Raw genomic sequence first — 24,217 nt, 5'->3', positions numbered from 1 at the left:
CCGCTCGTCTGCACGAAGCCTCGGGCTCACAGGGACTACCCGCCCTGCCCGCGCCTCTCATGCCGACGCTGCCGCGTCCACCGCAAGCCCGGCTCGCGATCAAGACGACCTCGAGATCGCCCCTCTTGGTGAGCCGGGATGGCCGACACATACGATAAAACCGAATTTCGGTAAAGTGGAATATTTTTAGCGGGGTGGATTGACAGAGGGGACACAGGCACGCATCCGTAGCCCGCAAGTGGGTCCCGGGTATCGCTACGCTCACCCGGGCTACAGAGCCCGTAGGATGGGTCGAGCGAAAGCGAAACCCATCAGATTCTAACCGCAATGAACCATGATGGGTTTCGCAGGTGCTCTACCCATCCTATTGCCCCGAGCTCTCACACAGCGCCGTCCCAATTCCCGCCATCCTCTTTTCCACTGTGTGCTTCAGGTCACAGCAGAATCACGCGCCTTCACCTACAAAAACCGGGCATGGCCGCAAACAAGGTAACGGCGGTACGCGTAAGGCTGCGGAGGGATCAACAGCTAGGGACTTTTTTGGGCCGCCAGGGTGAAGAGCCCGGCGGCTTTTTCTTGCAAAGCCCGCTTCTATCGTTTCGAGGACGCCTCGGACGGCTTGCGCTCCTCGCGTTCCTCCTCCAGCTGCCGTTCCGCGTCGAGCCAGAAGTCCAGATCGCGGCCCGTTGGCCGGCCGGCCTGCTCCCAGAGCTCGTAGGCACGCGCGCGCACCTGGCCGCGCCGCATCATGCGACGGAGCTTTCGTCTCAGCTCTTCGGCAAAACTTCGGAAGCGCTGTCCCGTGGTTTCGTCCTTGACGAGCGCGGCCGCTCGCGTTGCGAATTCGATCTGGTGCTCGATTTTTTTCTGCTCGTCCACCGCCGACACTGCCGTGGGATAAAGGTTGTTGTCAGAGCCCGTGCTGTCAGACAGTGAATTCCTTGCCGGGATGCTCTGTTCCCTCAACAACAGGGCACGGTCACAACGTATCGGGCGTCCGCAGCGTGTCCGACTTGTCCTCGTTGCGCAGTTCCTGCTCGGCGGCGTGCCAGAATTCGTCCTCGCGGCCTGCGGGCTTGCCTGCCTGCTCCCACAATTCGTGCGCACGTTCTCTGATCTCTTGCTCGGTCGGCTCGGGCATTTCGTCTCCTGCTGATGAAGCACGGCCCCACCCTGGGGGGTATGGGGGGGCTTGGAGGCGGGGCCGTGCAGACCAGCGATCGGCGGCGATGCTGGCCCGCGGAGTCAAGCCGCGATGGCAGGCGGGGGTTCCTAATCGTGCGAGAGCCGGGCCCCCGCCGCGCCTGACAGGTATCGGGATAAGTCTCGTTGAAGCTCCGCAAGCCGCAGAGATGCGATCCGACGGCAGGATCACGGTCCATTGGGAAACTCGACCTTGCAGCGAAGGCCCGCGGGGATCTTGTTGTCCGGATTGGACAGCAACAGACGAATTCCATAGGTGCCGCTTCTCGCATCGATCAGCGGATCGATCACCTCGACCTTTGCGAGGTAGCGGCCTCCGACCGGAGCTTCGCCGGTCACGGACGCTTCCATCCCGACCTTGATGGTGCCATAGAGCGCCACCGGCACGAAGACCTCCACGTTGAGCGGATTGATCTGCGCGATCGTCATGATCGGCGCCTGCTCGTAGGCGTATTCCCCGCTGAGAAGATTGCGTTCGGCCACGACGCCGTCGATGGGACTTTTGATCGAGCGAAGCTTCAAGACCTCTTCGGCCCGCTGCACTTCGAGCTGGGCGATGCGCAGATTGGCCTGCGCTTCGCGCAGGTCCTGGCCGGCAACGCCGAAATCGGATTCGATCTCGTCCAGGGCAGCGGCCGAGGCCGCGCCCTTGGCCAGCAGGCCGCTGGTCCGCTCGCGTTTCTTGGTCAGGAAGACCAGGCGGGCCTCCCGCGCCTTCACGGTCGCATCGCTTTCGGCCTTGGCCTTGGCGAGCTCGAGCTGGGCCTGGTCCACGGCCGATTCGAGTCCGGCCACGATCTGATCCTTGCGCACGACATCGCCGCGGTCGACCAGAACCTCCTTCAGGACACCGGAGACCGGGGTCGCCAGCTTGATCTTCTGCCGCGGCTCCAAAATACAATCGAAGGTTCTATTTTGTGCATATGACCAATCAATGCTTGCAAGCAGGACGGCGGCCACCGCCGGAACGTGCCTGCTGAGTGCCCACAGCGGGACAGGAGCGAAAATGCGCAATGCCTTCACCTCGCCAGAGGCCTCCTCATCCTATGGGAACATTGCGTTCCCCGACGCAAAACCCGATACTCGACGCATATAGATACAAAATTTTTCGACAGCTTATTCTCAGCGGGCGCCCGGTGCCAACTCCAGAACAGGCCATTGAATTACAGAGCGGGCCGCGCAGTTCGAGGCAGGACCCCGCCCTGTGGTCGGTGCTGACAAGGACCCGCAACGCTCCGGAATTCTGCCAGGCCTGGCTGCGGCTTCAATGCGAACAGGTCACCGGGGCAACCGCCGCGCTTCTGCTGCTCGACGATGGCGAGGGTCATTTCTCCAGCGCGGCGGGCTGGCCCGACGGCCACCAGGACCTGTCCTTCCTTGCTGCAACCGCGCACCAGGCGCTCAGCCGCCGGACCAGCTTCATCGACCAGCCGGCCATGCCAGCAGGCACGACACAGATCGGCCAACCGATCGAGAGCGAGGGGCGACTGACGGGCGTCGTGGTGGTCGAGCTGAAGCGGACGGCTGCCGACATCCCGGCTGCGATCCGGCAACTGCGCTGGGGCATCGGGTGGCTGGAGCTGCTGTTCGTCCGGCAGCAGAGCGCACAAGACGCGACCAAGCTCGCCCGCACCGGCTTTGCGCTCGGCATCCTGTCGGAGGCGCAGCAGCATCCCGCGTTCCGTGCCTCGGCCCTCGCGATCGCCAACGAGATCGCCAGCAAGCTGGATTGCACCAATGTGAGCGTCGGCTTTTCGCACGGCCGAAACGTCCGGCTCATCGCCATGTCGCATTCCGCGGTGTTCAGCCAGTACAGCCAGATCGTCTCGACGATCGAGAATGCGATGGAGGAAGCGGCCGATCAGAACGCATCGGTCGCCTTTCCCGTCACGCCCGGGACCGAGCGTCGCATCGCGCTCGCGCATGAGGATCTTGCCAGGCGACTGGGCGGCGCGGCAGTCGTCTCGGTGCTAATGACCAACGGCATCAAGCCCGTCGGCGTCATTCTGCTCGAGCGCGATCGCAGCAAGGCATTCGACGACCCGACGATCGAGACGCTCGAAGCCGTCGCCGCGCTGGTCGGACCGGGCCTGGAAACCAAGTCGGAGACCAACAGGCTGATCGCCGGCCGCGCCGTCACCGCAATCGGATCGGGCGTGCGGGCGCTGTTCGGCCCGGGACGTCCCGCGATCAAGCTCGGCACGGTTGCGGTCCTCGCCGTGCTCGGCTGGATGGCGCTCGCGACCGGCGAATTCCGCGTCACCGCCAAGGCCGTCGTCGAGGGCGCGATCCAGCGCTCCATCGTGGCGCCGTTCGACGGCTATGTCGCGAGCGCGCCGGCACGCGCCGGCGACATCGTCGACACCGGCCAGGTGCTCGCCACCCTGGACGACCGCGAGCTCAAGCTCGAGGCCGCACGCTGGAAGAGCGAACGCGACCAGCAGGCGCTGAAATACAGCGACGCGATGTCGAAACACGACAGGTCCGTCGCGCTCGTCGTGTCGGCTTCGCTGGAGCAGACCGCAGCGCAGCTCTCGCTCGTCGAGGACAAGCTCACCCGCGCGGCGATCGCGGCGCCATTTCGCGGCGTCGTCGTCTCGGGCGACCTGCGCCAGCTGATCGGGTCTCCGATCGAGAAGGGCAAGGTGCTGTTCGAGATCGCTCCGCTGGATGCGTTTCGGGTCATCCTCCAGGTCGACGAGCGCGACATCGCCTTCCTCACGGAAGGCCAGCAGGGCACGCTCGTTCTCACCGGCCTGTCGAGCGACGCGGTCCCCTTCAACGTCAAGGTCATCACCCCCGTTGCGACCGCGTCCGAAGGCCGAAACCAGTTCCGGGTGGAAGCCGCCGTGCAAGGCGTTGCCCCGCTGCTGCGCCCCGGCATGGAAGGCATCGGCAAGATATCGATCGATCGCCGCTCGCTGCTCGCGATCTGGACGCGTTCGCTGATCGACTGGATCCACATCACCGCCTGGAAATGGCTGCCTTGAGGCCATGAGAGAAAATTTCCTCGATGCATCCTGGCATCGCGTCGGCACATTGAAGCCGAAGCTGCGAAGCCATGTCCGCGTGCATCGCCATCGCTATCGCGACGCCTCGTGGTACGTCGTCCAGGACGGCGCATCGGGCCGCACGCACCGTTTCACGCCCGCGGTCTATTTCTTCGTCGGCCTGATGGACGGACGGCGCAGCGTGGACGATATCTGGAACCAGGCGGTGCGGCAATTGAAGGACGATGCGCCGACGCAAGGCGAGGTCATCAATTTGCTGGCGCAGCTCAACGCGGCGGACCTCTTGCAGACCGACATCGCGCCGAACGCCAACGAGATGCTGGCACGATACACCCGCTATGCGAAGATGAAGCGCCGCGGCAGCTTCGGCAATCCGCTGGCGATGCGCCTGCCGGTCTGGGACCCCGACCGCTTCCTGGAAGCGACCTTGCCCGTCGCTCGCTACGCCTTCACCCGAGCGGGCGCGCTGATCTGGCTGGCGACGGTGCTCTCGGCTCTCGTTCTCATCGGCATGCACTGGACCGAGCTGACCGAGGGCATGTCGGACCGTATCATGGCGTCCGAAAGCCTGTTGCTCACGGCCATGGTGTTTCCGGTGCTCAAGTTCTTTCACGAGCTCGGCCACGCCTATGCCACCAAGATCGGCGGAGGCGAGGTCCACGAGCTCGGCCTGATGATGCTGGTGTTCGCGCCGGTCCCCTACGTCGACGCATCGGCCTCGATCGCGTTTCGCAGCAAGTGGCGGCGCGCGCTGGTCGGCGCCGCGGGCATGCTGACCGAGATCTTCATCGCCTCGCTGGCGATATTCATGTGGGCGCTGGTCGAGCCCGGCCTCGTGCGCTCGATGCTGTTCCAGATCGTGCTGATCGCCGGCGTCTCGACCGTGCTCTTCAACGTCAATCCGCTGCTGCGCTTCGACGGCTACTACATCCTGTCCGACCTGATCGAGATCCCCAATCTCGGCGCCCGCTCGACCAAGTACTGGACCTGGCTGATCGACCGCTTCGCCTTCGGCCTGCCTGATCAGCCGCCCGCGGTTTCGGCGCGCGAGAGAGTCTGGTTCCTGGTCTATGCTCCGCTCGCGCTCGCTTATCGCATCTTCATGCTCTTCACCATCTCGATCTTCGTCGCCGTCCATTACTTCTTCGTCGGTGCGCTGATCGCGATCTGGGGCCTCGTGCTCGGGCTCGGGCTTCCGGTCTACAAGAGCCTCAAATACGTGCTCACCAGTGCGCGCCTGGAGAAGCGCCGGCTGCGCGCGGCCTCGATCAGCCTGGCTGCGGCGACCGCTCTTTTCGGCGCCCTGTTCCTGGTCCCGCTGCCGCTCTACACCGTGTCCGAAGGAATCGTCTGGCTTCCGGAAGAGAGCTTCGTCCGGGCCGCGGACAGCGGCTTCGTCACCAGGGTGGCGGCAAACCCCGGCGCCGCCGTGCATGCCGGCGATGTGCTCGTGGAGGCCGAGGAGCCCGAGCTGAACGCCAGGATTCAAGTGTTGCAGTCGGAGATCGACGGATTGAGGCGGCGACTGGCCTCCGAGCAGTTCACCGACCGCAATCAGGCCGAGATCACCCGCCAGGAAATCTCGCTGAAGCAGACCAATCTGGACAGGGCCACCGAGCGCAGGGATGCGTTGAAGGTCCGCAGCGCCGTGGACGGCGTGTTCCTGTCGCCGGCCTCCGAGGACTTGCCCGGGCGTTACGCCAGGCGCGGCGAGGTGCTCGGTTACGTGATCTTCCCGCAGTCGCGCACCGCGCGCATCGTCGTGTCGCAGGACGACATCGACCTCGTGCGCAACAAGACCGAGAAGATGGACGTGCGGCTCGCCAACCAGCCGTCGGTCAGCTTCCAGAGCAAGATCGTGCGCGAGGTCCCTGCGGCATCCGACCGCCTGCCCAGCAGGGCGCTGACCGAGGCGGGCGGCGGCCGTTTCACCACCGATCCGCGCGACAGCAATCAGCTCAAGACGCTGGCCCGCACCTTCCAGTTCGATCTCGAGCTCCCAGCCGGGGCCGACCACGCCAATTTCGGCAGCCACGTGCTCGTGCGCTTCGACCACGGAATGGAGCCGCTCGCCGCGCAATGGTATCGGCGCCTGCGACAGCTGTTCCTGTCCCGGTTCGAAGCCTGATGGCCGGGATGTCGGACCGGGCGGCGGACAAGAGCGAGGCCTGGCGCAGCAGGAGTCCCTACGCGGAGCGCGGCGACGTCAAGATCGCGCCGCTGGATTACGCGCTGACGCGGGCGCTCGGCGGCCTGGTGTCGCGCTTCGAGAACTATGCCGGCAGGCTGGCCGCACGGGTGAAGCTCGCCGACGAATGCGCGCCGATGTTCACTGACCTCAACGACGAGGAGCTGGCGGCCGCGGCCAGGCAATTGCGCGGGCCCCTGCTGCGCCACGGCTTTCGCCCGGATCTCGTCGCGCGCAGCTTCGCGCTGGTCCGCGAGGCGACGTTTCGAACCCTCGGGCTTCGTCACCATGCGGTCCAGTTGCAAGGCGCCTGGGCGATGCTCGACGGCCGGTTCGCCGAAATGCATACGGGCGAAGGCAAGACGCTGACCGCCCTGCCCGCCGCCATCACCGCGGCCCTGTCCGGGCGCCCCGTTCACGTCATCACGGTCAACGACTATCTGGCGGCGCGCGACGCCGAGGAGCTCGGACCGATCTACCGCGCCCTTGGCCTCACGGTCGGCGTCATCCAGCACGACGACGAGGCCGAGCAGCGCCGCGCCGCCTATGCCTGCGACGTGACTTACGGCGTCAACAAGGAGATCGCGTTCGACTATCTGCGCGACGGACTGAAGCTCGGCAATCGGCGCAGCCACGCCAGCAGGATGGCAGGCAAGCTGAGCGGCGCCGACATGCCGCCGCTGCTGCTGCGGGGCCTGTATTTCGCGATCGTCGACGAGGCCGACAGCATCCTGATCGACGAGGCCCGCACGCCGCTGATCATTGCCGGCGCCGACAGCAATCCGCTGCCCCCGTCCGTGTTCTCCGAGGCGCTGGGCTTTGCGGACAAGCTCACGCCACATGTGGATTTCGTGCTATCGGGCAATGCGCAGGATGTCGCGCTGACGCCGGAGGGTTCCGAGACCCTGAAGAAGCTCAGCCACGGTCTCAGCGGCATCTGGGAGGCGCGCAAGGCGCGCGAGGAGCTGGTCAATTACGCGCTCGCGGCCCTTCACCACTACAAGATCGACCAGCATTATGTGGTGGTGGACGGCAAGGTCCAGATCATCGACGAGTTCACCGGCCGCATCGCGGAGGGCCGCTCCTGGCAGCACGGGCTGCATCAGCTGATCGAGGCCAAGGAGAAGTGCGAGATCACCGAGCGTCACGAGACGCAAACCAGCATCACCTATCAGCGTTTCTTCCGGCGTTATCTGCATCTGTGCGGCATGTCCGGAACGATCTCGGAGGTCGCCGGAGAGCTGCGGGCGGTCTATGACGTGCCCGTGGTGCGCATCCCGACGCATCGGCCGAGCCGCCGCACCTCGCGCGGCACGCGAATGTTTCGCACCGCGGAGCAGAAATGGTCCGCCGTCGTCGACACCGTCCTTGACCATCGCCGCGCCGGGCGGGCGACCCTGATCGGCACGCGCGCAATCGAAACATCGGAATTGTTGTCGAAGCTGCTCGATGCAGCCGGCATCGATCATGTCGTGCTCAATGCGCATCACGACCGCCAGGAAGCGGAGATCGTGGCCCAGGCCGGCGGCGCCGGGCGCGTCACGGTCGCCACCAACATGGCGGGCCGCGGCACCGACATCAAGCTCGGCGAAGGCGTGGAAGCCAAGGGCGGCCTGCACGTCGTCCTGACCGAGTTCCACGAATCCGCCCGGATCGACCGCCAGCTGATCGGCCGCGGCGGCCGGCAGGGCCAGCCCGGCACCTACGAGATCATTGCCTCGCTCGAAGACGAGCTTCCGCGCGTGTTTGCACCCGGACTTGCAGCCATCCTCGATCGCATGCTCACCGGCAAGGGGACGCCGATTCCGGCGGCGCTTGCCCGCATCCTGCAACTCTACGCCCAGGACCGGGCGCAGCGCCTTCAATACCGAATCAGGCAGCAGACGCTGCGGCTGCAAGACCAACGCGACAACATGCTCGCCTTCGCAAGGCCCGACTGAGCGCGCTATTTGATCTCCCCGTGCCGCGCCTCGTGGTCGTGCACGAGCTTGGTCATCAAATCGAGCAGGCGCTTGGCCGCACCCGGGCTCAGGATGATGCGGTGGTGAAGCTGGATCTCCCGCGGCTGCGGGCCCATGTCCCAATCCTGGTTCACGCCGAAGGACAACACCACCTCTTCGCGGGTGCTGTTGCCGCTGACGACATTGCAATAAGAGCTCTTGAGCGATGACGTATCGACCCTGATCCCCTGTTGAGGCGCAGCGGCGCCCTCCTTGGCCGGCTGCCCCGTGGGATGCGCGGCATCTTTCTCGTTCGACATGGTTGCAGACTTCCTTTCACTCTTGACGCATCACGGGATCGAAACGCGAGGTCCCGGGCCTCCGGGCTTCCTCATCAATGCCGCGACCGGGATGCGAACCGCGCTCGCGCCCGCTTCGCCCCCAAGCGATTGCTCAGCCTGCCACGGATGGTCCGGCGCGGACAGCGTGTCGTGAGGTTGCGGCGCTTCGTTCGCGATATCCTGAACTGCGATCCGGATCGGCGGCCGGGCGCGAACGCGATCGGCTGCCATGGCCGGCGCGGTGGCGGGCCGCGCTGCCAATGTGTCCATCGCGATCCTGACGCGGCCGGTCGTCGCCGGGCGATCGAATGCGGGGTCCTCAGCTTCCGCGGCATCATCGCCGAGCGGCAGGCTGGCTGCGTGGATCCGCACCGGCGCCGTATCGGCGGCTGACTCGCCATTGACGTCGACGGCGACCAGCTTGAGCGCACCGTCCATGGCATCATCGAGGTAGCGGACGGTCAGCGAGGCGAGATCGACAGTGCCGCCGGCCAGCTCCTCGTCCGAGACCACCACGACGCGGACCATGGCGATGCCGTCACTCGGCGCGCGCGAGAACGACACCATCGCGGTTTCCGGCAGGTCGGCACCAGGCTCGACGCCGATCACGTCGACGCGCTCCGCATCATAACTGAGCTTGAACACGACCGACTTGACGCCGCCCGCACTGGTGAACGACACGCCGAGGCTGCTGTTCCGCTGCGGCTTGCGGCGCTTGTGCACGCCGAGGGCCGCGCCCTGCAACAGCATGATGGGCGCCGCCACGGCAGCGAGATGCTCGATGGCTCGCGGCACATCGGCGCCGGCGACAATCGCTTGGCGGTCGGCGGACGGCGGCTGCGGCCTCGCCTCGCTGCGCTTTGAACCGGACACGTCGGACGACTTGCCGGGTTGCTGGCCGCTCTCCTGCCCGCTCGGCGCATCGGGCCGCACATCGCCCCTGTAGTCCGGGGCGGCAGTGCCGGCTGACGGCTTGGGCGGCAGCGTGCCGAAGCTCTTTGAATCCAGCAGCTGCAATTGCTTCTGCAGGTCCTGAAGGCTGAAGGGCGAGGCGCCGCGAAGCCAGGGCGTGAACGAGGGAGGCATCGGGCAATAATTGAGGTCGTCCTCCGGCAACGGGTCCAGGGACTTGGTGTTGACGTTGTTGCCCTGGTGCGGAAGCCAGCCGCTGAAGGCGACGAACGTGAAATACGGCAGCCCGTTCAGGGGCGGCTCCAACACCGTATCAATCGTATGGCCCTTGATTTCGGGGAATTGCGGGAAGTCGAACTTGAACTCCCACCAAGGCAGGATGAATTGCGGCCGGTCGTCGTTTTGGTCGCGCCCGCGCTGCGCGCCGATCAGCGTGATGGTGACTGTCCGTGTCGCCTTCCCGCCATGGCCGTCATCGACGACGACGTCGTAGAGCTGAACCAGCTTTTCTCCTTCGCGGAGGCTCGGCCCCTGGCCGGTGACGCGGTAGGTCCACTGAACCGCGCCCGTCCCGCCGCCGGCCGTGTCGGAGACCATGATCGCTTCGAGCGTGCCATGGTAGGCCTTCCCGCCACGATCGTGCGACTGAACGCTGACGACATGCTTGTCGCCGAGATCGACATCGCCGAAGGCAAGCAGGCCCGATGCGGCGCCCGCGCCGCGATGATCGGCATCGATTTCGATGTCGGCCGTGTGCCTGCCGCCCGTGATCGCAGGGGCATCGTTGGTTCCGGAGATCGTCACGGTGACGGTCTCGCGCGCCTGCCCGCCGTGACCGTCGTCGACGGTCACCGTGTATTTTTGCGTCAGCGTCTGCCCGGCGGAGAGATGATCGATGACGCCATCGGGCACCGAGAACGTCCAGCCGATCGTGCCCGCCTCGCGCTTGCCGGTGTCGAGCCCGAACAGGCCGACATAGCCGGCGCCTTGCGCCGTGAACGATGCGGTATGCAGATCGCCGATATCGGCATCGGTGAACGCGATCGTCCCGGTGCCGCTCTCGATGCGGTTGACGTGCGCATCTTCGATCAGTACGGCACCTTGGGCGGGCGACGTGATGACCGGGACCTCGTTCTGGCCGATGATCGTGATCGTGACGGTGGCGAGCGACGACTCACCGGAGGCATCCTTCACCGCGTAAACGAACGTATCCGTCGTCGTGTCGCCCGCCTTCAGGCCGATGAACGCGCCGTTGGGGTCGTAGGTGAAGGTGCCGTCGCCGTTGCTGGTGACCTTGCCCTTGGTCGCGGCGGTGTCGACCGCGAAGGTGAAGCTGTCGCCGAGGTCGGGATCGGCGAACGAGGCAATAACTGTCTTGGCCGGCCCGTGCTCCTGCACGTCGACGGCGATGTCCTTCGCCACAGGCGCATCGTTCTCGCCGATGATGGTGATCGTCACCATTGCGGTCGACGTGCTACCGGAGCCATCGATCACGGTGTAGCGGAAACTGTCCTGCGCGGTCTGGCCAGCCCTCAGTCCGACGAACGCGCCGTTCGGATCATAGCTGAAGGTCCCGTCGCCATTGCTGGTGACCTTGCCCTTGGTCACGGTCGTGTCGACCGCAAAGGTGTGGCTGTCGTTGCTATCGGGGTCGGTATACGACGCCGTCACCGTCTTCGCCGGACCATGCTCCTGCACGTCGGCGGCGATGTCCTTGGCGACCGGTACGTCGTTCTCGCCGGTGATGGTGATCGTCACCGTCGCCGTCGACGACAGACCCGCAGCGTCCGTGACGGTGTAGCGGAACTTGTCCTGCGCGCTCTCGCCCGCCTTCAGGCCGATGAATGCACCGTTCGGATCGTAGCTGAAGCTGCCATCGCCGTTATTGGTGACCTTGCCCTTGGTCGCATTGGTCGCGGTGTCGACGGTGAAGCTGTGCGCATCGCCGGTGTCGGCATCGCTGTACGCCGCCGTGACCGTCGTCGCCGGACCGTGCTCCTGCACGCCGGCGGCGACATCCTGCGCCACGGGCGCCTGGTTCTCGGTAGCGGTGATCACGATGGTGACGATGGCCGTCGACGAGGCTCCGGAGCCGTCGACCACCGTGTAGCGGAACTTGTCCGTCGCGGTGGTGCCGAGCGCCAGGTTGAAGGCGCCGTTCGGATCATAGCTGAAGGTGCCGTCGCCGTTGTTGATGACCTTGCCCTTGGTGGCGTCGGTGAGCGTATCGACCGTGAAGCTGTGGCCGTCGCCATTGTCGGCATCGTCATACGAGGCCGCAACGGTGATCGCCGGCCCCTGTTGCGAGACACCGCCGCCGACGTTCGCCGCCACCGGCGCCTCGTTCTGACCGGTGATCGTGACGGTCACGACGGCCGTCGACGTCGCACCGCGGCCGTCCGTCACGGTGTAGCGGAACTGGTCCGTCGCGGTGGCACCGGCCTTCAGGCCGTCGAACGCGCCGTCCGGATCGTAAGCGAAGGTGCCATCGCCATTGTTGGTGACCTTGCCCTTTGTGGCGTCGGTCGCTGTGTCGATCGTGAAGGAGCTGATATCGCCGGCATCGATGTCGGTAACCGACGCTGCAACAGAAATCGCCGGACCGTGCTCCAGCGCGTTGGCGGCGACCTCCTTCGCGGACGGCGCCTGGTTCTCGCCGTGAATGGTGATGACCACGATCGCCGTCGACGATGCGCCGGCCGCGTCGGTCACCGTGTAACGGAACTGATCGGTTGCCGTGGCACCCGCCTTCAGGCTGGCGAAGGCGCCATTCGGATCGTAGCTGAAGGTGCCGTCGCCATTGTTGGTGACGGTGCCCTTGGTGCTATCGGTCGCCGTGTCGATGGCGAAGGTGAAGGTATCGTTCGTGTCGGCGTCGGTGAAGGTCGCCGTCACCGACTTGGCCGGGCCGGTCTCCTGCGCGTCCACCGCGATGTCCTGTGCGCTCGGTGCCCGGTTCTGGCCGGGCGCGACATTGACCGTGACGGAGCTGCTGGTTGCGCCGAAGCCGAGCAGATCGAAGTAGAGCGTGAGCGTCGTGCCCGCCGCGATGCCGCTGAGGTCCTTGGTGACCGTGATCAGCTGCGACAGCGAGCCGGCATCGCCCGATGCGGCCCGGCCCGAGACCGTCACGCCGGGACCGAAGAAGATCTGACCGGTCGATTGGATGTTGAGGAACGCGTCGGTGTTGGCGAGCCCCATCGCCGCGCCGTTCACCGGATTGCCGTTCTGGTCGAGCAGCGCCACTTCGAACGCGTCCGGCGGGTTGCCGCCGGCATTGGCGAAGAGATGGTCGGCCAGGATCGTGAATTCGAGCGTGTCGACGCCGGCGGGAACGACGAAGCTCTCGGACAGACCGGACAGCGTCTGCGCATTCTCCGTTAGCACCAGCGTGCCGCCGTTGACGCTGGTGGTGCCGTGGCTGGTCCAGTTGGTGGGAAGCTGGGCGGCGACGAGGTCGGCGTGCGACGAGGTCACGATCTGCGTGACCTGCTGATCGGTCAGCGGCGGGAGGCCGGACATCGCATTGCGGAGAACGTCGATGATCTGCGCGTCGATCGTCGACGGCAGCCGCCGTTCTGACGGTGCAAGCGAAGCCGCCATCAGATCGTTGGGGAAGGCGCCGCTGTCGAGGTGGTCCTCATCCGGTGCCGCCGTCAGCTTCGCGGTAAAGCCGGGACCGACGAAGATCTGCGAGCCGTCGACCGTGCCGACATGGGCGGCAAAGGCCGGGATGTCGATGTTCATCCCGAGCAGATGCCCCTCCTCGTGCATCAGCACGGTGAGGAGATCATATTTGCCGGCGGCTGCCGAATTTCCGGTGGCGAGGAACGCGCTGGCGTTCAGCGCCGTGCCGAACTCGGAATGGTCGAGCGGCGTGGAATCGACGTACCAGCCGGCACCGCCGGCATCGCGATCGAGGAAGATGATTCCCGCCGTCGGCAGACCGCCGGCTCCGACCGCCGTGATCCTCGCTTCACCGAGCTCGTTGCCCGGCAGGTCGGTGAATTGCACGTCGATGCTGATCGATGTTCCGGGCGCGATTGCATTCCATAGTGCCTGAGCCGCATCGACAATTGCAGAAAGTTGTTCATCGCTGACCGCGAGATGATCGAGGTTCGGAGGACCGACGGGCATCGTCGCCTCCAAGACGCCCCCGGGAACGTAGACGGCCGCAATCGCGTTCCTGCCACGATCGGCAAAGAGACGCTCGAGCTGGTGCATGCCAACCAGTTCCCGGTTGCCGAGCACGCCTTCGGGATCAACGAAGATCCGCTCTCCAATTTGGTAGCCCGAGTTCCTGATCGACGCGTATCTCGCACCATTGGGTTTGGTTATGATCTCGTCGACTATGATCGCATGTCCGGGGAAGCCTTTCGCTGCCTTGTCCCACATGCCGGCGCGCACATCCATGATCACCGGATGTCCGGCGTTCACAGTTGCCTCGATCTCCGCCATGGTCACGGCGGATCGCGCATGGGCGTCAGGCAGCGACTCTTGCAGAACATCGACGGTTCTCGCGAAAGCAGCTCTCTGGCTCTTGACGGCATACACTTCGCGCGACACTCCCGGAATGTCGGTGATCCCGCCTTTGCCATAGTCCAACAGCATCCCGTCAGCCGTCTGGACAATGCAGTTATTCGCGGCGCCCTGCTCGAAGATGAGACGTTCCGCCACAGGCCGCACCGTTGGCTCTGCCAGAGCCGAGTCCGCCCAATGATCGAACTCCAATGCGCCGAACGCATCCGGCGACATCGGACTTCGCACGACATTCTTCGGTTCGGGCCAGTGCGAGAAACTCGGCTCCGCCCCTGCACCCGGAGCTGGCCTATCGACTGCGGCTTCCAGTGCCCCGCCACCTTCGACCACGGGCGCACCGTGGGCGCCCTCGGCAACTGCCCCGGACACACCGCCCTTTGCCGCTCCGACCGACTTCAAGCCTAGCAACGTCAGCGCCAGGGTAGCGACACCGACGATGCCCTTTGCAATGCGCGTGCCCATCGACTGTTGGCGGCCTTCCAGGTCAGTCTCCGAAAACGCTTCGACGATCTGGGTGCCGCCGATCAGATCATTGACACCGGCCAATGTCGCAAAGCCGGCTCCATCCTGGTCCATGCGACGGGCGAACGTGCTCACGATCCCGCTGATCATGTTGTAGCCGGGCCGCGACATCGGGAAGACGCTCAGCAGAGCCTCGACATATGAGTTGTCGGCTCTCTTGGTGACGGTCTCGAACATTCCCGAGAACAGGCCCGCAAAAACTGCGCCCGCATCGGCGAGATTCTGGAAGGTCGAGTTCTGGTAGAGAAAGTCGGCGTCGATCCCTCCGGGCAACATCATGATATCGGTGGAATAGCCGCCGTTCTCGGTGGCCTCGTGGCCCGTGGGATCGGTGTACCGCAGCGGATTGTTGAGAGTATAGACGTATCTGTTCAAGCTTGGAGGGCTCTCGGAACGGCCGGTGAAGCTGTCCTGCGTGATGAACGATCCCGTCCGCGAGTCGTAGTAGCGCGCGCCGAAATACTGCAAGCCGGTTTCCGGATCGAAATCCTGCCCCGTGTAGAGCTTGGGATTGTCGGAGGTGCCGACGGTCTTCAGCAGATTGCCCCAGGCGTCGAACGTGTAGGTGACCTCGATGTGCCCGGCTTCGTTGGTCAGCTCTGACGTGCTTCCCAGCCCGTCGACCAGATAGAACTCGCTCGTACGCGCGTGGGTCGCTGGATCCACGTTGGTCATGGAGATCAGATCCAGACCGTAATTGTACTTGCGCAACGTCTGACCCGTGGCGCCGTCATATTCCTGCAGCGTGGCGCCATCGTCGTAAAGATAGCGGGTCTCACCCACGGTCGTGATCTTCTTGCTCCGCATCCCATCGACGTCGTAGTCGAACTTGACGGGATTGCCGTGGAGGTCCGAGGTCAGAACGAGTTGATCGAGGATGTTGTAGTAGTACGGGACGGTAATCCCATTCGTCGTCATGGCAACGCGATTGCCGTTGGCATCGTACTGGTATGCAACACTCCTGGTCGAATCGACGCCGTCCGTAATCGACATCAATCGATTCGAGTTTGCGTAGTACGCGTAGGTGCGACTGACCTGCTTGGCCGGATCGCCAGGATCCGCTCCGGCCTCCGACAGACGATTGCCGGCGTTGTCGTAGGTGTAGGCCATGTGGCCGCCGTTGCCGTAGGTGACATCGCGCAACCGGTCGAGCATGTCGTAGGAATAGGTTGTCGTGCTCGGTGCGCCACCATCGACATTGGCATGCGCTTCAGTCTGCGAACGGCGATTGCCGGCGTCGTCATACGTATAGACGAAGCTCGATATGAGCTGGCTCGCCGACGGCGTCGTACCGGGAACCGCACTGTCCGGGGACGATCCAGGCGCGAGCTGACGATTGACGACGTGCGTGACGCGGTTCGCCCTGTCGTAGGAGTCCGCGAAACCGTAATCCTCAACCGTGCCGTTGGGATAAACGACCATCTTGAGCAACCCGTTCTGATAGTACTCGTAACGGGTAACGCCATCCTCGGTGGTGGCGGTATGCACGCGATTGCGATGGTCGTATTGGTAGGTCGTCGTCAAACCGTCAGCATCGGTCACGCTGCCGCGATTGCCGACCTTGTCGTAGCTGAACGCGATCGTCTTGCTGTCGTTGACGAAGGTCGATTTGATCTGGCGATCGAGCTCGTCGTAGGCATAGGTCGTCAGCTCGGCCACAGTGCCGGCTCCGATCATCTTGACCTCGGTCGCTGATATCCTGTTTCCGTTGCCGTCGTACTCGTAAACGATCGACAACGGCTGGTAGTCGAGGCTCGGCAACACTGCGCCCGAATAGGTCAGCGTGTGCACGCGGTTCATGTAGTCGTACGTTATGATTGTCTGCTGCTTCAGCGGATCGACGAGTAAATTCCGGTTGCCGTTCGCATCATATCCGTACTGCCAGTGCTGGCCATCGGCCAGGGTTGTATCCGTGAGTCGATTTAGCTTGTCGTAGACATTCACGACCTGACGACCGGCAGCGTCCGTCTGGAAGCGTAGATTTCGATTAGCGTCATAGACATATTGCGTCGAGCCGCCACCACGTGCGGTCTCGTCGACCGACGTCAGCTTGCCGAGCGCGTCATAGTGGTAGACGGAGCGGTGACCGAGCGCGTCTGTCACGCTCGTCTGATTGTCGTTCTCATCATAAGTGAACGTCTTGGTCTCGCCGTCTCCATTGGTCGCGCTGACGGCGCGGTGCCGCGCATCATATACATAGCTGGCTTCAGCGATGGTGCCGTTGGGCCCGGTATCCCATATCGTCAGGTTTCCAGTCACCGCGGCGTAGTCATACGTGGTCACGGCTTGGTCGGCCGTTCCCTCGGCCTCGGTGGCCTGAGTTCGACGGTTCGCGCCGTCATAGACATAGTGAGCGACGTTGCCGTTGGCATCGATCGAATAGATGAGGTTGCCGAGACCGTCATAGGTCTTCGCGAGCACGATTTCCGAGGTTTGGTAGTGAGCAGAGAGACCGGGTGCCCTGACGATCTCCTTCACCAGCCTGCCCAACGAATCGTATTGGCTGATCGTCTCCCGACCGGTCTCCGCATAGCGTCCGTCGCGCGAGATCGCCTGATTCTGCTTGTCGTCGTAGATGACCGCGTTGCTCGTCAGCGCCGCGCCGCCCGCAGAGGCGGCGTCTTCAGTTAGAACGACCCGATTCTTGGCATCGTAGGTGAATCGTGTTTCGAAGCCATTCTGGTCGACGACTGCTCTCAGATTGACGGCATCATAGGCATAGCGAACTGTGTTGCCGTAAGGATCGGTCATCAGAACGACCCGGCCAAGCGCGTCGTATTTGGACGTCGTCTTGTTCCCGTTCGGATCGGTCACCGTCACCGAATTGGTGCCGTCGTCATAACTATATCCCGTGACCGTCGCGGGCAGCCCCGGCGCGGTCTGCGTGAGAACGCGGTCGAGATTGTCGTAGGTGCTCAGGAAGACGCCGCCGCGCTTATCGACGTAGCGGATCAGGTCGCCGTTGCCGTTATAGAAGAACTGCTCGGTCGGCGTGACCTGGTCGTCCGGCGTCCCGACATATTGCGCTGAAATCTTGCGATTGAGTCCGTCATAGGCGTACGTGACGTCGACATCGCTGTTCCAGGGATCGCTGATGGTCGCGAGGTTCCCGTTGCCGTCATAGGTATAGGTGGTGGTGAGGTTCAGCCCGCCGACGTCGACGATCTTCGTACGAACGCGTCCCAGGCCATCGCTTTGAGTAAACGTCTTGTTGGCGTTGGCATCGGTCACGACCACAGTGTTCGCGCTGTAGTTCGGATCATAAGTTGTGACATAGGTATCGACCGCGTCGCCCGGCCCGCCCCGCAACACAGACTGTTCGATCTGGTGCGCCTGATTGCGGCCGTCATAGTTGCTGTACGTCGTCTTCAGGCCGCTGCTGAGATTGGTTTCAGTCGCCAGATGCCGGTTGGCATAGGTGTAGTCAGTCTCGTTTCCGACCGAGTCGATTGCCGACTTCAAGCTGTAGTCGGCATTGTAGCTGTACGTTGTTCCGTGGCCATTGCCATCGCGAATAAAGAGGACGTTTCCGACGCGATCGTAACCACGTGTCGCGGTTGCCTTCCCGCTGCCATCGGCGTTGGCCGGCGCGTCGACCTTCGTGGCGACGACGCGGTACAGCCCGTCATAGGTGTAGGTCGTCGTATTGTTGTGCAGGTCAGTGTCGGTCAGCTTGTTGAGCGCATCGTAGGTCGAGCGCTGGGTCACGAGATTGCTCGGCGTCCCCGCGGATCCGCCCAGCAGGGTCGTCATCGTCAGACGGTTCAAGCCATCATAGGTGTATTGATGAGCATTGCCGCCCGCGTCGAGGTCGCGGACGAGATTGCCGTCCTCGTCGTAGGAGTACTGCCAGCGCAGCGTGACGCTCGATCCGTCCGCCTGCTTGACGCCCTTCGCGGTCTTGACCGTCACCCGCCCGGCCGCATCGTATTCGAACGCGGTTTCCTGGCCCAGGCCATTGACCGTCGACTTGACCGCCCCACCCGCCATGTAGGTGTAGGTTGTCCGCTCGGCCCAGTCGAAGCCCGGCGCGGTCGTGTGCAGCAGGTCGTCGTAGACCGTCTGACTGAGGATGCGATTGAGCCCGTCATACTCGTAATGGACGCGGCGGCCGCTCTGATCGCTCTGATCGGTCAGCCGGCCTCGTACGTCGAATGTCTGTGTCGTCCGGACCCCGACGGCATCCATGATGGCCGTGGCGTTGCCATAGGCGTCATAGGCGAGGTACTTCGTCTCGTTGCCGGACGCATCGATCGAGCTCGTGAGATCACCGGGCCCGTAGGTCCCATCATAGGTCTTGACCTGTGAATAGGAGAATTGACCGCGCGTTCCCAGCGCGTCGGACGTGGACATCGTGTGGCCGGTGGCGGGGTCAATGACAGACGACGTCGTGTGCCCTTCCGCGTCGGTCGCGCTGACGAGCTTGTCGAAGATCGGATCGTATGCCGCCGTCGTCGTGATGCTGGAAACCGCATTGCCGCTGCTGTCGGTGACCGGCGCACCGACCATCGACGTGATCTTCGTCTCCACGACGTTGCCGAGATTGTCGTACTTGAACGTGGTGACGCGTCCGAGCGCATCGGTCTGCGAGACGAGAACGATGTCCTTGCCCTGCTTGCCGCCGCCGACGAACGCTTCCGGATGCGGCGTCTGCGGCGTCGCCCACACCATGGTGGTCGTGCGCCCCTCAGGCGCCTGGATCTTGGTGACCGCGCCGTATTCGTTGAGCGTGTAGACGGTCGACCCCACGCCGGCACGCGCGTCCGATACGGTTCTGGTCTTGGCGCCGAAGTCATACTGGAACTTGACCACGGACTCGCTGGACGTGCCCGTGGCACCGCCCGGCATGTGCACGGCGAGGATGCGCTCGCCCGCGACGTTCAGGCTCTGGAAGTACGCATTGATCTGCGCGTTCGCGCCGGAGGTCGGCAGATCGCCGGACTTGGTCGACCCCGAGTAATATTCGTAAGTGGTCTTCTCGCCGTCGGGTGCGGCGCTGCTGTTGCTCGGAACGGTGCGCGACAGCATGTTGTGACCGAGGCGCTCGTCACCGGGCGTGTAGGTGTACTTCGCGCTATAGCCGTCGCTGCCGTCGGAATGCGTGGCGGCGCGGACCATGCTGGTGAGATTGCCGTAGCCGTCCTCGTAGTAATAGTGGATGTCGAGACCCTGGAGATCGTGTCCCGGACTGACGGTGTCATAGCCCTTCAGCTCGACGATGCGCTTGTCGCCGAAAATCGCCTGATAGGTGAAGACGAAGGCGCGGTTGGCGCCGTCCTTGACGACGTCGACCGTCGTCGCGTCGCTGTCCAGCTTGTCGCGCAGGTCCGGCGCAAGATCGTTGACGCGTGAATCCTGCGTCGCGTCCTTGGTGTAGTACAGGTCGATCCGGTTGCCGCTGGCGTCCTCGATGTAGCGCAGCGTGAAGGTCTTGTTGTACGGCGCCAGATCGGGCTCCAGCTCGAAGTGATAGCGGGTGTGGGACGCCGTGAAGAAGTCGTAGGCCGCCTTGTTCTTGTCGGACTGAACCAGGACGGAGTGATAGCCGGGCTGCGGATCGAAGAACAATGCCGTCGCCGCAAGATTGCCCGGCACGCCATAGGTTGCCGCGAGCCCGGGATTGGTATGCCCCGTGGCGCCGAACGTGTTGCCGGTGCCCTCGCCGCCCACGATCGTCAGCAGGCCCTTATCGTCCTGGACCAGCTTCACGTCGTAAGAACTGCTCCAGCCGGCTCCGAGCGGGCCGTCCGAGGAATCGCCCTGGGTGTTGTAGGTGCGCGAAAAGTCGAGACTGAGACCGCGTCCGGAGATCGAGATGTCGTTCTCGGAGATGGCCAGATGACCGTCCCAGAGATCGACGCCATTCACCATCTGGTGCCCGACCGGGAGCGCCTGGTCCTGATCCAACTGGTCGGTGATGAGCCCCTTGGCGGCAACCGACCTGCCGACCGCGGTCGGCACGGCCGGATTGAACGCGGTGGCGGTGATCACATAGGCGTGGTTCTTCAGGCTCGGATCGAGGCTCGACACCGCGTCGATCAGCTTGTGATAGACGCCGGGATCGAGGACCACATCCTGGAAGCTCGAGATGACGTTGCCCGGGCTGAGGGCATCGTGGACGTTGGTGGCGACCTTGCCGTCGATGAGCAGAGTGACCTTCGACCTCACGTCGAGGGAGAAGATGAAGTCGCCGTTCTCGTTGACGACGGTGCCGTTGATCTGATCGACACGGGTGGCGGCGATCTCGAGATTGGTCGTGGTCGCGAGATTGACGCCAGGCAGGAGGTTCTTGTTGCCGGGCGCATCGTCCGCCACCCGCTTGTAGATGGTCAGCGACGGTGTCGGGCTGTGCATCGTCGCGATCCCGGCCGGGCGGCCGCCGGTCGCGACGGGTGCCCGCAGGCTGCCGCCCGGCACGCCGAAGACCTGCTGGCCGTTCTCCATGTGGAACAGATAGTCCGCCCTCACGTCGATGAGCGCGTTGGCTTGACGCTGGCTGTTGGCATTCAGCGGCAAATCGTCGACGGCGACCTTGCGCAACAAGGTCGGCGACGCCTTGAGGGCGGCCTCGACCTGCCCCAGCATGGCCTGGGCGTCGAAGACCAGGACGCCACCCGAGCCGTTGTCGGTGGGCAAGCCCTGATAGGTGACATAGAGGAAACGGCCATCCTCGGACATCGCGATGTCGGTCGGGTAGCCGAACGGGATCGGCCGCGTGGCGGCGACCAGCTGCGGATTGGGACCGAGCGGATCCTTGATGATGCCAACGTTGCCGTCCATGTAGAGCGGGTTCGCCGTCTGATCGAGATAGCCGGAAACCCCGGTCGCGTTGAGGCCGACGCCGTTGTAGCCGCCGCCGAACACGGAGTTGACCTGGTCCGCGCGCCCGGTGACGAATGCGTAGCTGCCGTCCGGCGTGAAGACGATGCCGCCGGCATTGTGGACGGAGAGTTGCGGATTGCTCGCGGTGGCAAGCTTCTGGAGATCGAGCGGAATCGACTGCTTCGTTCCCGCTGCCGTGTTGGTGACGAAGACGCCCGCGGCATCCGAGCCCGAATTGGTGAAGGCGGCACCCGTTCCGCCGGGCGTGGTCGTCACGCCGTTGGTCCCGCTCGCACCTGGGATGACCTTGACCGTCGGCGCTGCGCCCTTGGCGAAGGTCGGGGTGAGATCGATGTCGATCAGGCTGCCTGGCAGATCCGTCCACGCATGCGGACCGTTCGGATCCGGATGCTCGTTCGGCGCCGTGGCATAGACGTGCAGGCCGTCCGCCGACACCGCCAGATTGCGGAAGCCGGACGGCGCGATGGAGCTCTGCGCAAAGACGTCCTGGTTGGCCTGGTCAACGCCGGAGAGCGCAACGCTGCCGATCGCGATGTTGCGCACCACCTGATTATAGGTCGCGGATGCCGGATCGATGTCGATCTGGAAGATGTAGGACGACGCGATCCCTTCGATCAGATAGGGATTGTGGGCGGCAACGTAAGCGTATTTCCCGTTCGGATCGATCGCGATGCCGTAAGGCTGCGCGCCGAACGGCATGCGGATTTCCTTGTAGCGCGGGTTCGCTTCGAGGTCGACGATCGCGGTGTCGTCCTTGAACGTCGTTCCGTTGCGATCGGTCGCCGTCAGCACCAACCGATAGAACCCAGTCGCGTAATGCGAGGGATCGAACTGGGAAACCAGCTTGTCGCTGGAGACGCTGCTGGTGCCCGAATTGACAACGATGTTGGCGCCGCCGAACAGCGGCACGAGCTCGAGCGTCCAGCGATCGAGATTGTTGACGTCGACCGTGCCGAGGAGGTCGATCGGCTTGGTCAAGACGACCGAGTGCAGCTGCGGATCGACGGCCACTCCGTTCGGAGCCGAAATCGTATGCGGCTTGATCGACAGGGTCGGAGAACCGCCTCCGACGTCGATCTCCTGGAGCGTGAGGGTGTCGACGACTGCGACGCGGCCGGAGCCGAGCAGCGTGACATAGGCCCGGGTGTTGTCGGGGGTCACCGCGACGTCGCGCGGATAAGGCGTGTCTTGGGTGCGCTCGAGCGGAATGCTGGCGATCAGGCTGCCGAACGTGCCGGGGTTGGTCGCATCGATACGATGGCTGGGATCGCCGTCGATGACGCCGAGGGCGCCGCCAATTCCGTTGCCGGTGTACTTTGCCTCCGGCAGCGCCACGAAGACGTAAGTGCCGTTCGGGGTGACCTTCGCCGCGTTGCTCACGACGGGCGTCTCCTCCGTCGTCACCAGACCGTTGCTGAACACCGGCACCTCGTCCGTCCGCGTGACGGTGATCTGGGCAAGGCCAAGGGTCACGGAATCGGGAACGGAGACGTGCAGCTCGGTGCCACTGCTCGACGCGTTCGGCTTCGCGGTGATGACGATGTTTCCTGGCAGCGTGAATGTGACCGTGAGGTCCTGGGGTGAGGCCAGTGCCCCGGACTTGATGAAATTGGTGCCCTTAAGGATCACTTCGGGCTTGACGTTTCCACTTGTCTGATCGACCGGGAAGGCCACGCTCACGCCGGTGACCTGAGGAGCGGTCGGATTGATCGTCGGCGGCGGATGGATGTCGGTCTTGAAGAGGTTGACCGCGTCCGGATTGATCTGGAAATTCGACGTCGTGGTGACAGGCAGGCCCGCTTGCGGAATCAGTTGGATCAGGAATGGCTGCGGCTGTGGCGCCGACGGCACGGCCATGGTCGCAAGCACGCCCACCGCGCCGGTCACGCCGAACGCGCCCATGAAGCCGCCACCGGCGCCACCTATCGCGACCGTGAAGGCCATCTGGCTCGCCTGCGCCTGCTGAAGCTGCAAGGTGCCGAGGTTCGAGTCGCCATAGGCGACCATGTAGAGCGATTTGCCGTCGACGCCGTTATAGGGCGGCGAGTTGGTATGGGCATAGCCGTCGGCGCCGACGACACCGTTCTCGACCTGCCACCAGATCGGCCGCGTCGTGCCATCGTCGTTGAGATAATCGCCCGCCTGGAAGAAGTAGACCTTGGTGCCCACCGGGATCGACGGATCGACCTTGATGGCGAGCTGAACCGGAACTTCCAGCGGATCCGGGCCGAGATCCAGGTTGAACGCGGCCGCGTAGTGGAAGCCGCTGGGCAACGCCTGAGGCAGGTCGGCCTGACCTGCCGGCGTGATGCTCACGGTCGTCGTGCCGTCGAGCACGCCGGGCGGCACCGCCACGGTCGATCCGTCGCTGCCTTGCACGACGGCGCCTTCGGCACCGACGGCGACAGTGCCGGTTTGCGGGACCTGCACCCGGACGGGCACCACGACCTCGGCGGCGCCGTTGATGATGGTGACCGTCACCGTGCCCGGCGCGACGGCCGTCATCAGGCCATCGGCGCTGATCGACACGATGCCCGGCTTGCTGACGAAATACCGCGTGCCGGTCGACGCCGCGGCCAAGTCGGTGGTCAGCAACTGGTCACCGCCGGGATGCACGTCGAGCTGGCGCGTGCCGCCATTGGCGCTCAATGACACCGCAAGCGGATAGAGATCGATGCCTTGGTCATAGAGCTGCCGTCCGAGCGCGCTGGTCGGCAC

General features: G+C 64.2%; 8 protein-coding genes (1 of these 8 running past the window's edge). 3 read left to right on the top strand and 5 right to left on the bottom strand.

The window, feature by feature from the left end; genetic code table 11:
- Window positions 1-591: 591 nt before the first annotated feature.
- From IVA79_RS11650 to IVA79_RS11640, 3 genes are all read right to left on the bottom strand, one after another.
- Complete coding sequence (locus tag IVA79_RS11650) at window positions 592-879, bottom strand: DUF2934 domain-containing protein (RefSeq protein ID WP_247552992.1); 288 nt, start codon at window positions 877-879, stop codon at window positions 592-594.
- Window positions 880-979: 100 nt separating this feature from the next.
- Window positions 980-1,141 (bottom strand): DUF2934 domain-containing protein, encoded by a 162-nt coding sequence (locus tag IVA79_RS11645; protein WP_247552990.1) that lies wholly within the window; start codon window positions 1,139-1,141, stop codon window positions 980-982.
- A gap of 230 nt (window positions 1,142-1,371) precedes the next feature.
- Window positions 1,372-2,163 carry an efflux RND transporter periplasmic adaptor subunit gene (locus IVA79_RS11640; RefSeq protein ID WP_346658171.1) on the bottom strand — a complete coding sequence of 264 codons (792 nt, stop codon included), beginning with the start codon at window positions 2,161-2,163 and terminating at the stop codon, window positions 1,372-1,374.
- Window positions 2,164-2,414: 251 nt separating this feature from the next.
- Between IVA79_RS11640 and IVA79_RS11635 the strand changes: the two genes are divergently transcribed.
- From IVA79_RS11635 to IVA79_RS11625, 3 genes are read left to right on the top strand one after another with little or no spacing between them, the layout of a single operon-like run.
- Window positions 2,415-4,193 carry an HlyD family efflux transporter periplasmic adaptor subunit gene (locus tag IVA79_RS11635; protein ID WP_247552987.1) on the top strand — a complete coding sequence of 593 codons (1,779 nt, stop codon included), beginning with the start codon at window positions 2,415-2,417 and terminating at the stop codon, window positions 4,191-4,193.
- A gap of 4 nt (window positions 4,194-4,197) precedes the next feature.
- Window positions 4,198-6,342, top strand: coding sequence for a peptidase M50 (locus tag IVA79_RS11630; protein WP_247552984.1), 2,145 nt, complete (start codon window positions 4,198-4,200; stop codon window positions 6,340-6,342).
- Complete coding sequence (locus IVA79_RS11625; RefSeq protein WP_247552982.1) at window positions 6,342-8,342, top strand: prepilin peptidase; 2,001 nt, start codon at window positions 6,342-6,344, stop codon at window positions 8,340-8,342. The genes IVA79_RS11630 and IVA79_RS11625 overlap by 1 nt, the downstream gene beginning before the upstream one ends.
- Window positions 8,343-8,347: 5 nt before the next feature.
- Here the strand turns inward: IVA79_RS11625 and IVA79_RS11620 are convergent, their stop codons facing one another.
- Window positions 8,348-8,662: a DUF3467 domain-containing protein gene (locus tag IVA79_RS11620; protein ID WP_247552979.1), complete on the bottom strand. Its 315-nt coding sequence runs from the start codon at window positions 8,660-8,662 to the stop codon at window positions 8,348-8,350.
- Between the two features lie 30 nt (window positions 8,663-8,692).
- Window positions 8,693-24,217 carry the final stretch of a tandem-95 repeat protein gene (locus IVA79_RS11615; RefSeq protein WP_247552976.1) on the bottom strand. It continues 24,873 nt past the right edge of the window, so only the last 15,525 of its 40,398 coding nucleotides appear in the window; the start codon falls outside the window, past its right edge — the gene reads right to left on this strand; it ends in the stop codon at window positions 8,693-8,695.

It is taken from the genome of Bradyrhizobium sp. 138 (genome assembly GCF_023074075.1).
Taxonomy (GTDB): Bacteria; Pseudomonadota; Alphaproteobacteria; order Rhizobiales; family Xanthobacteraceae; genus Bradyrhizobium.
This window is presented reverse-complemented; position numbering and strand designations above follow the sequence as displayed.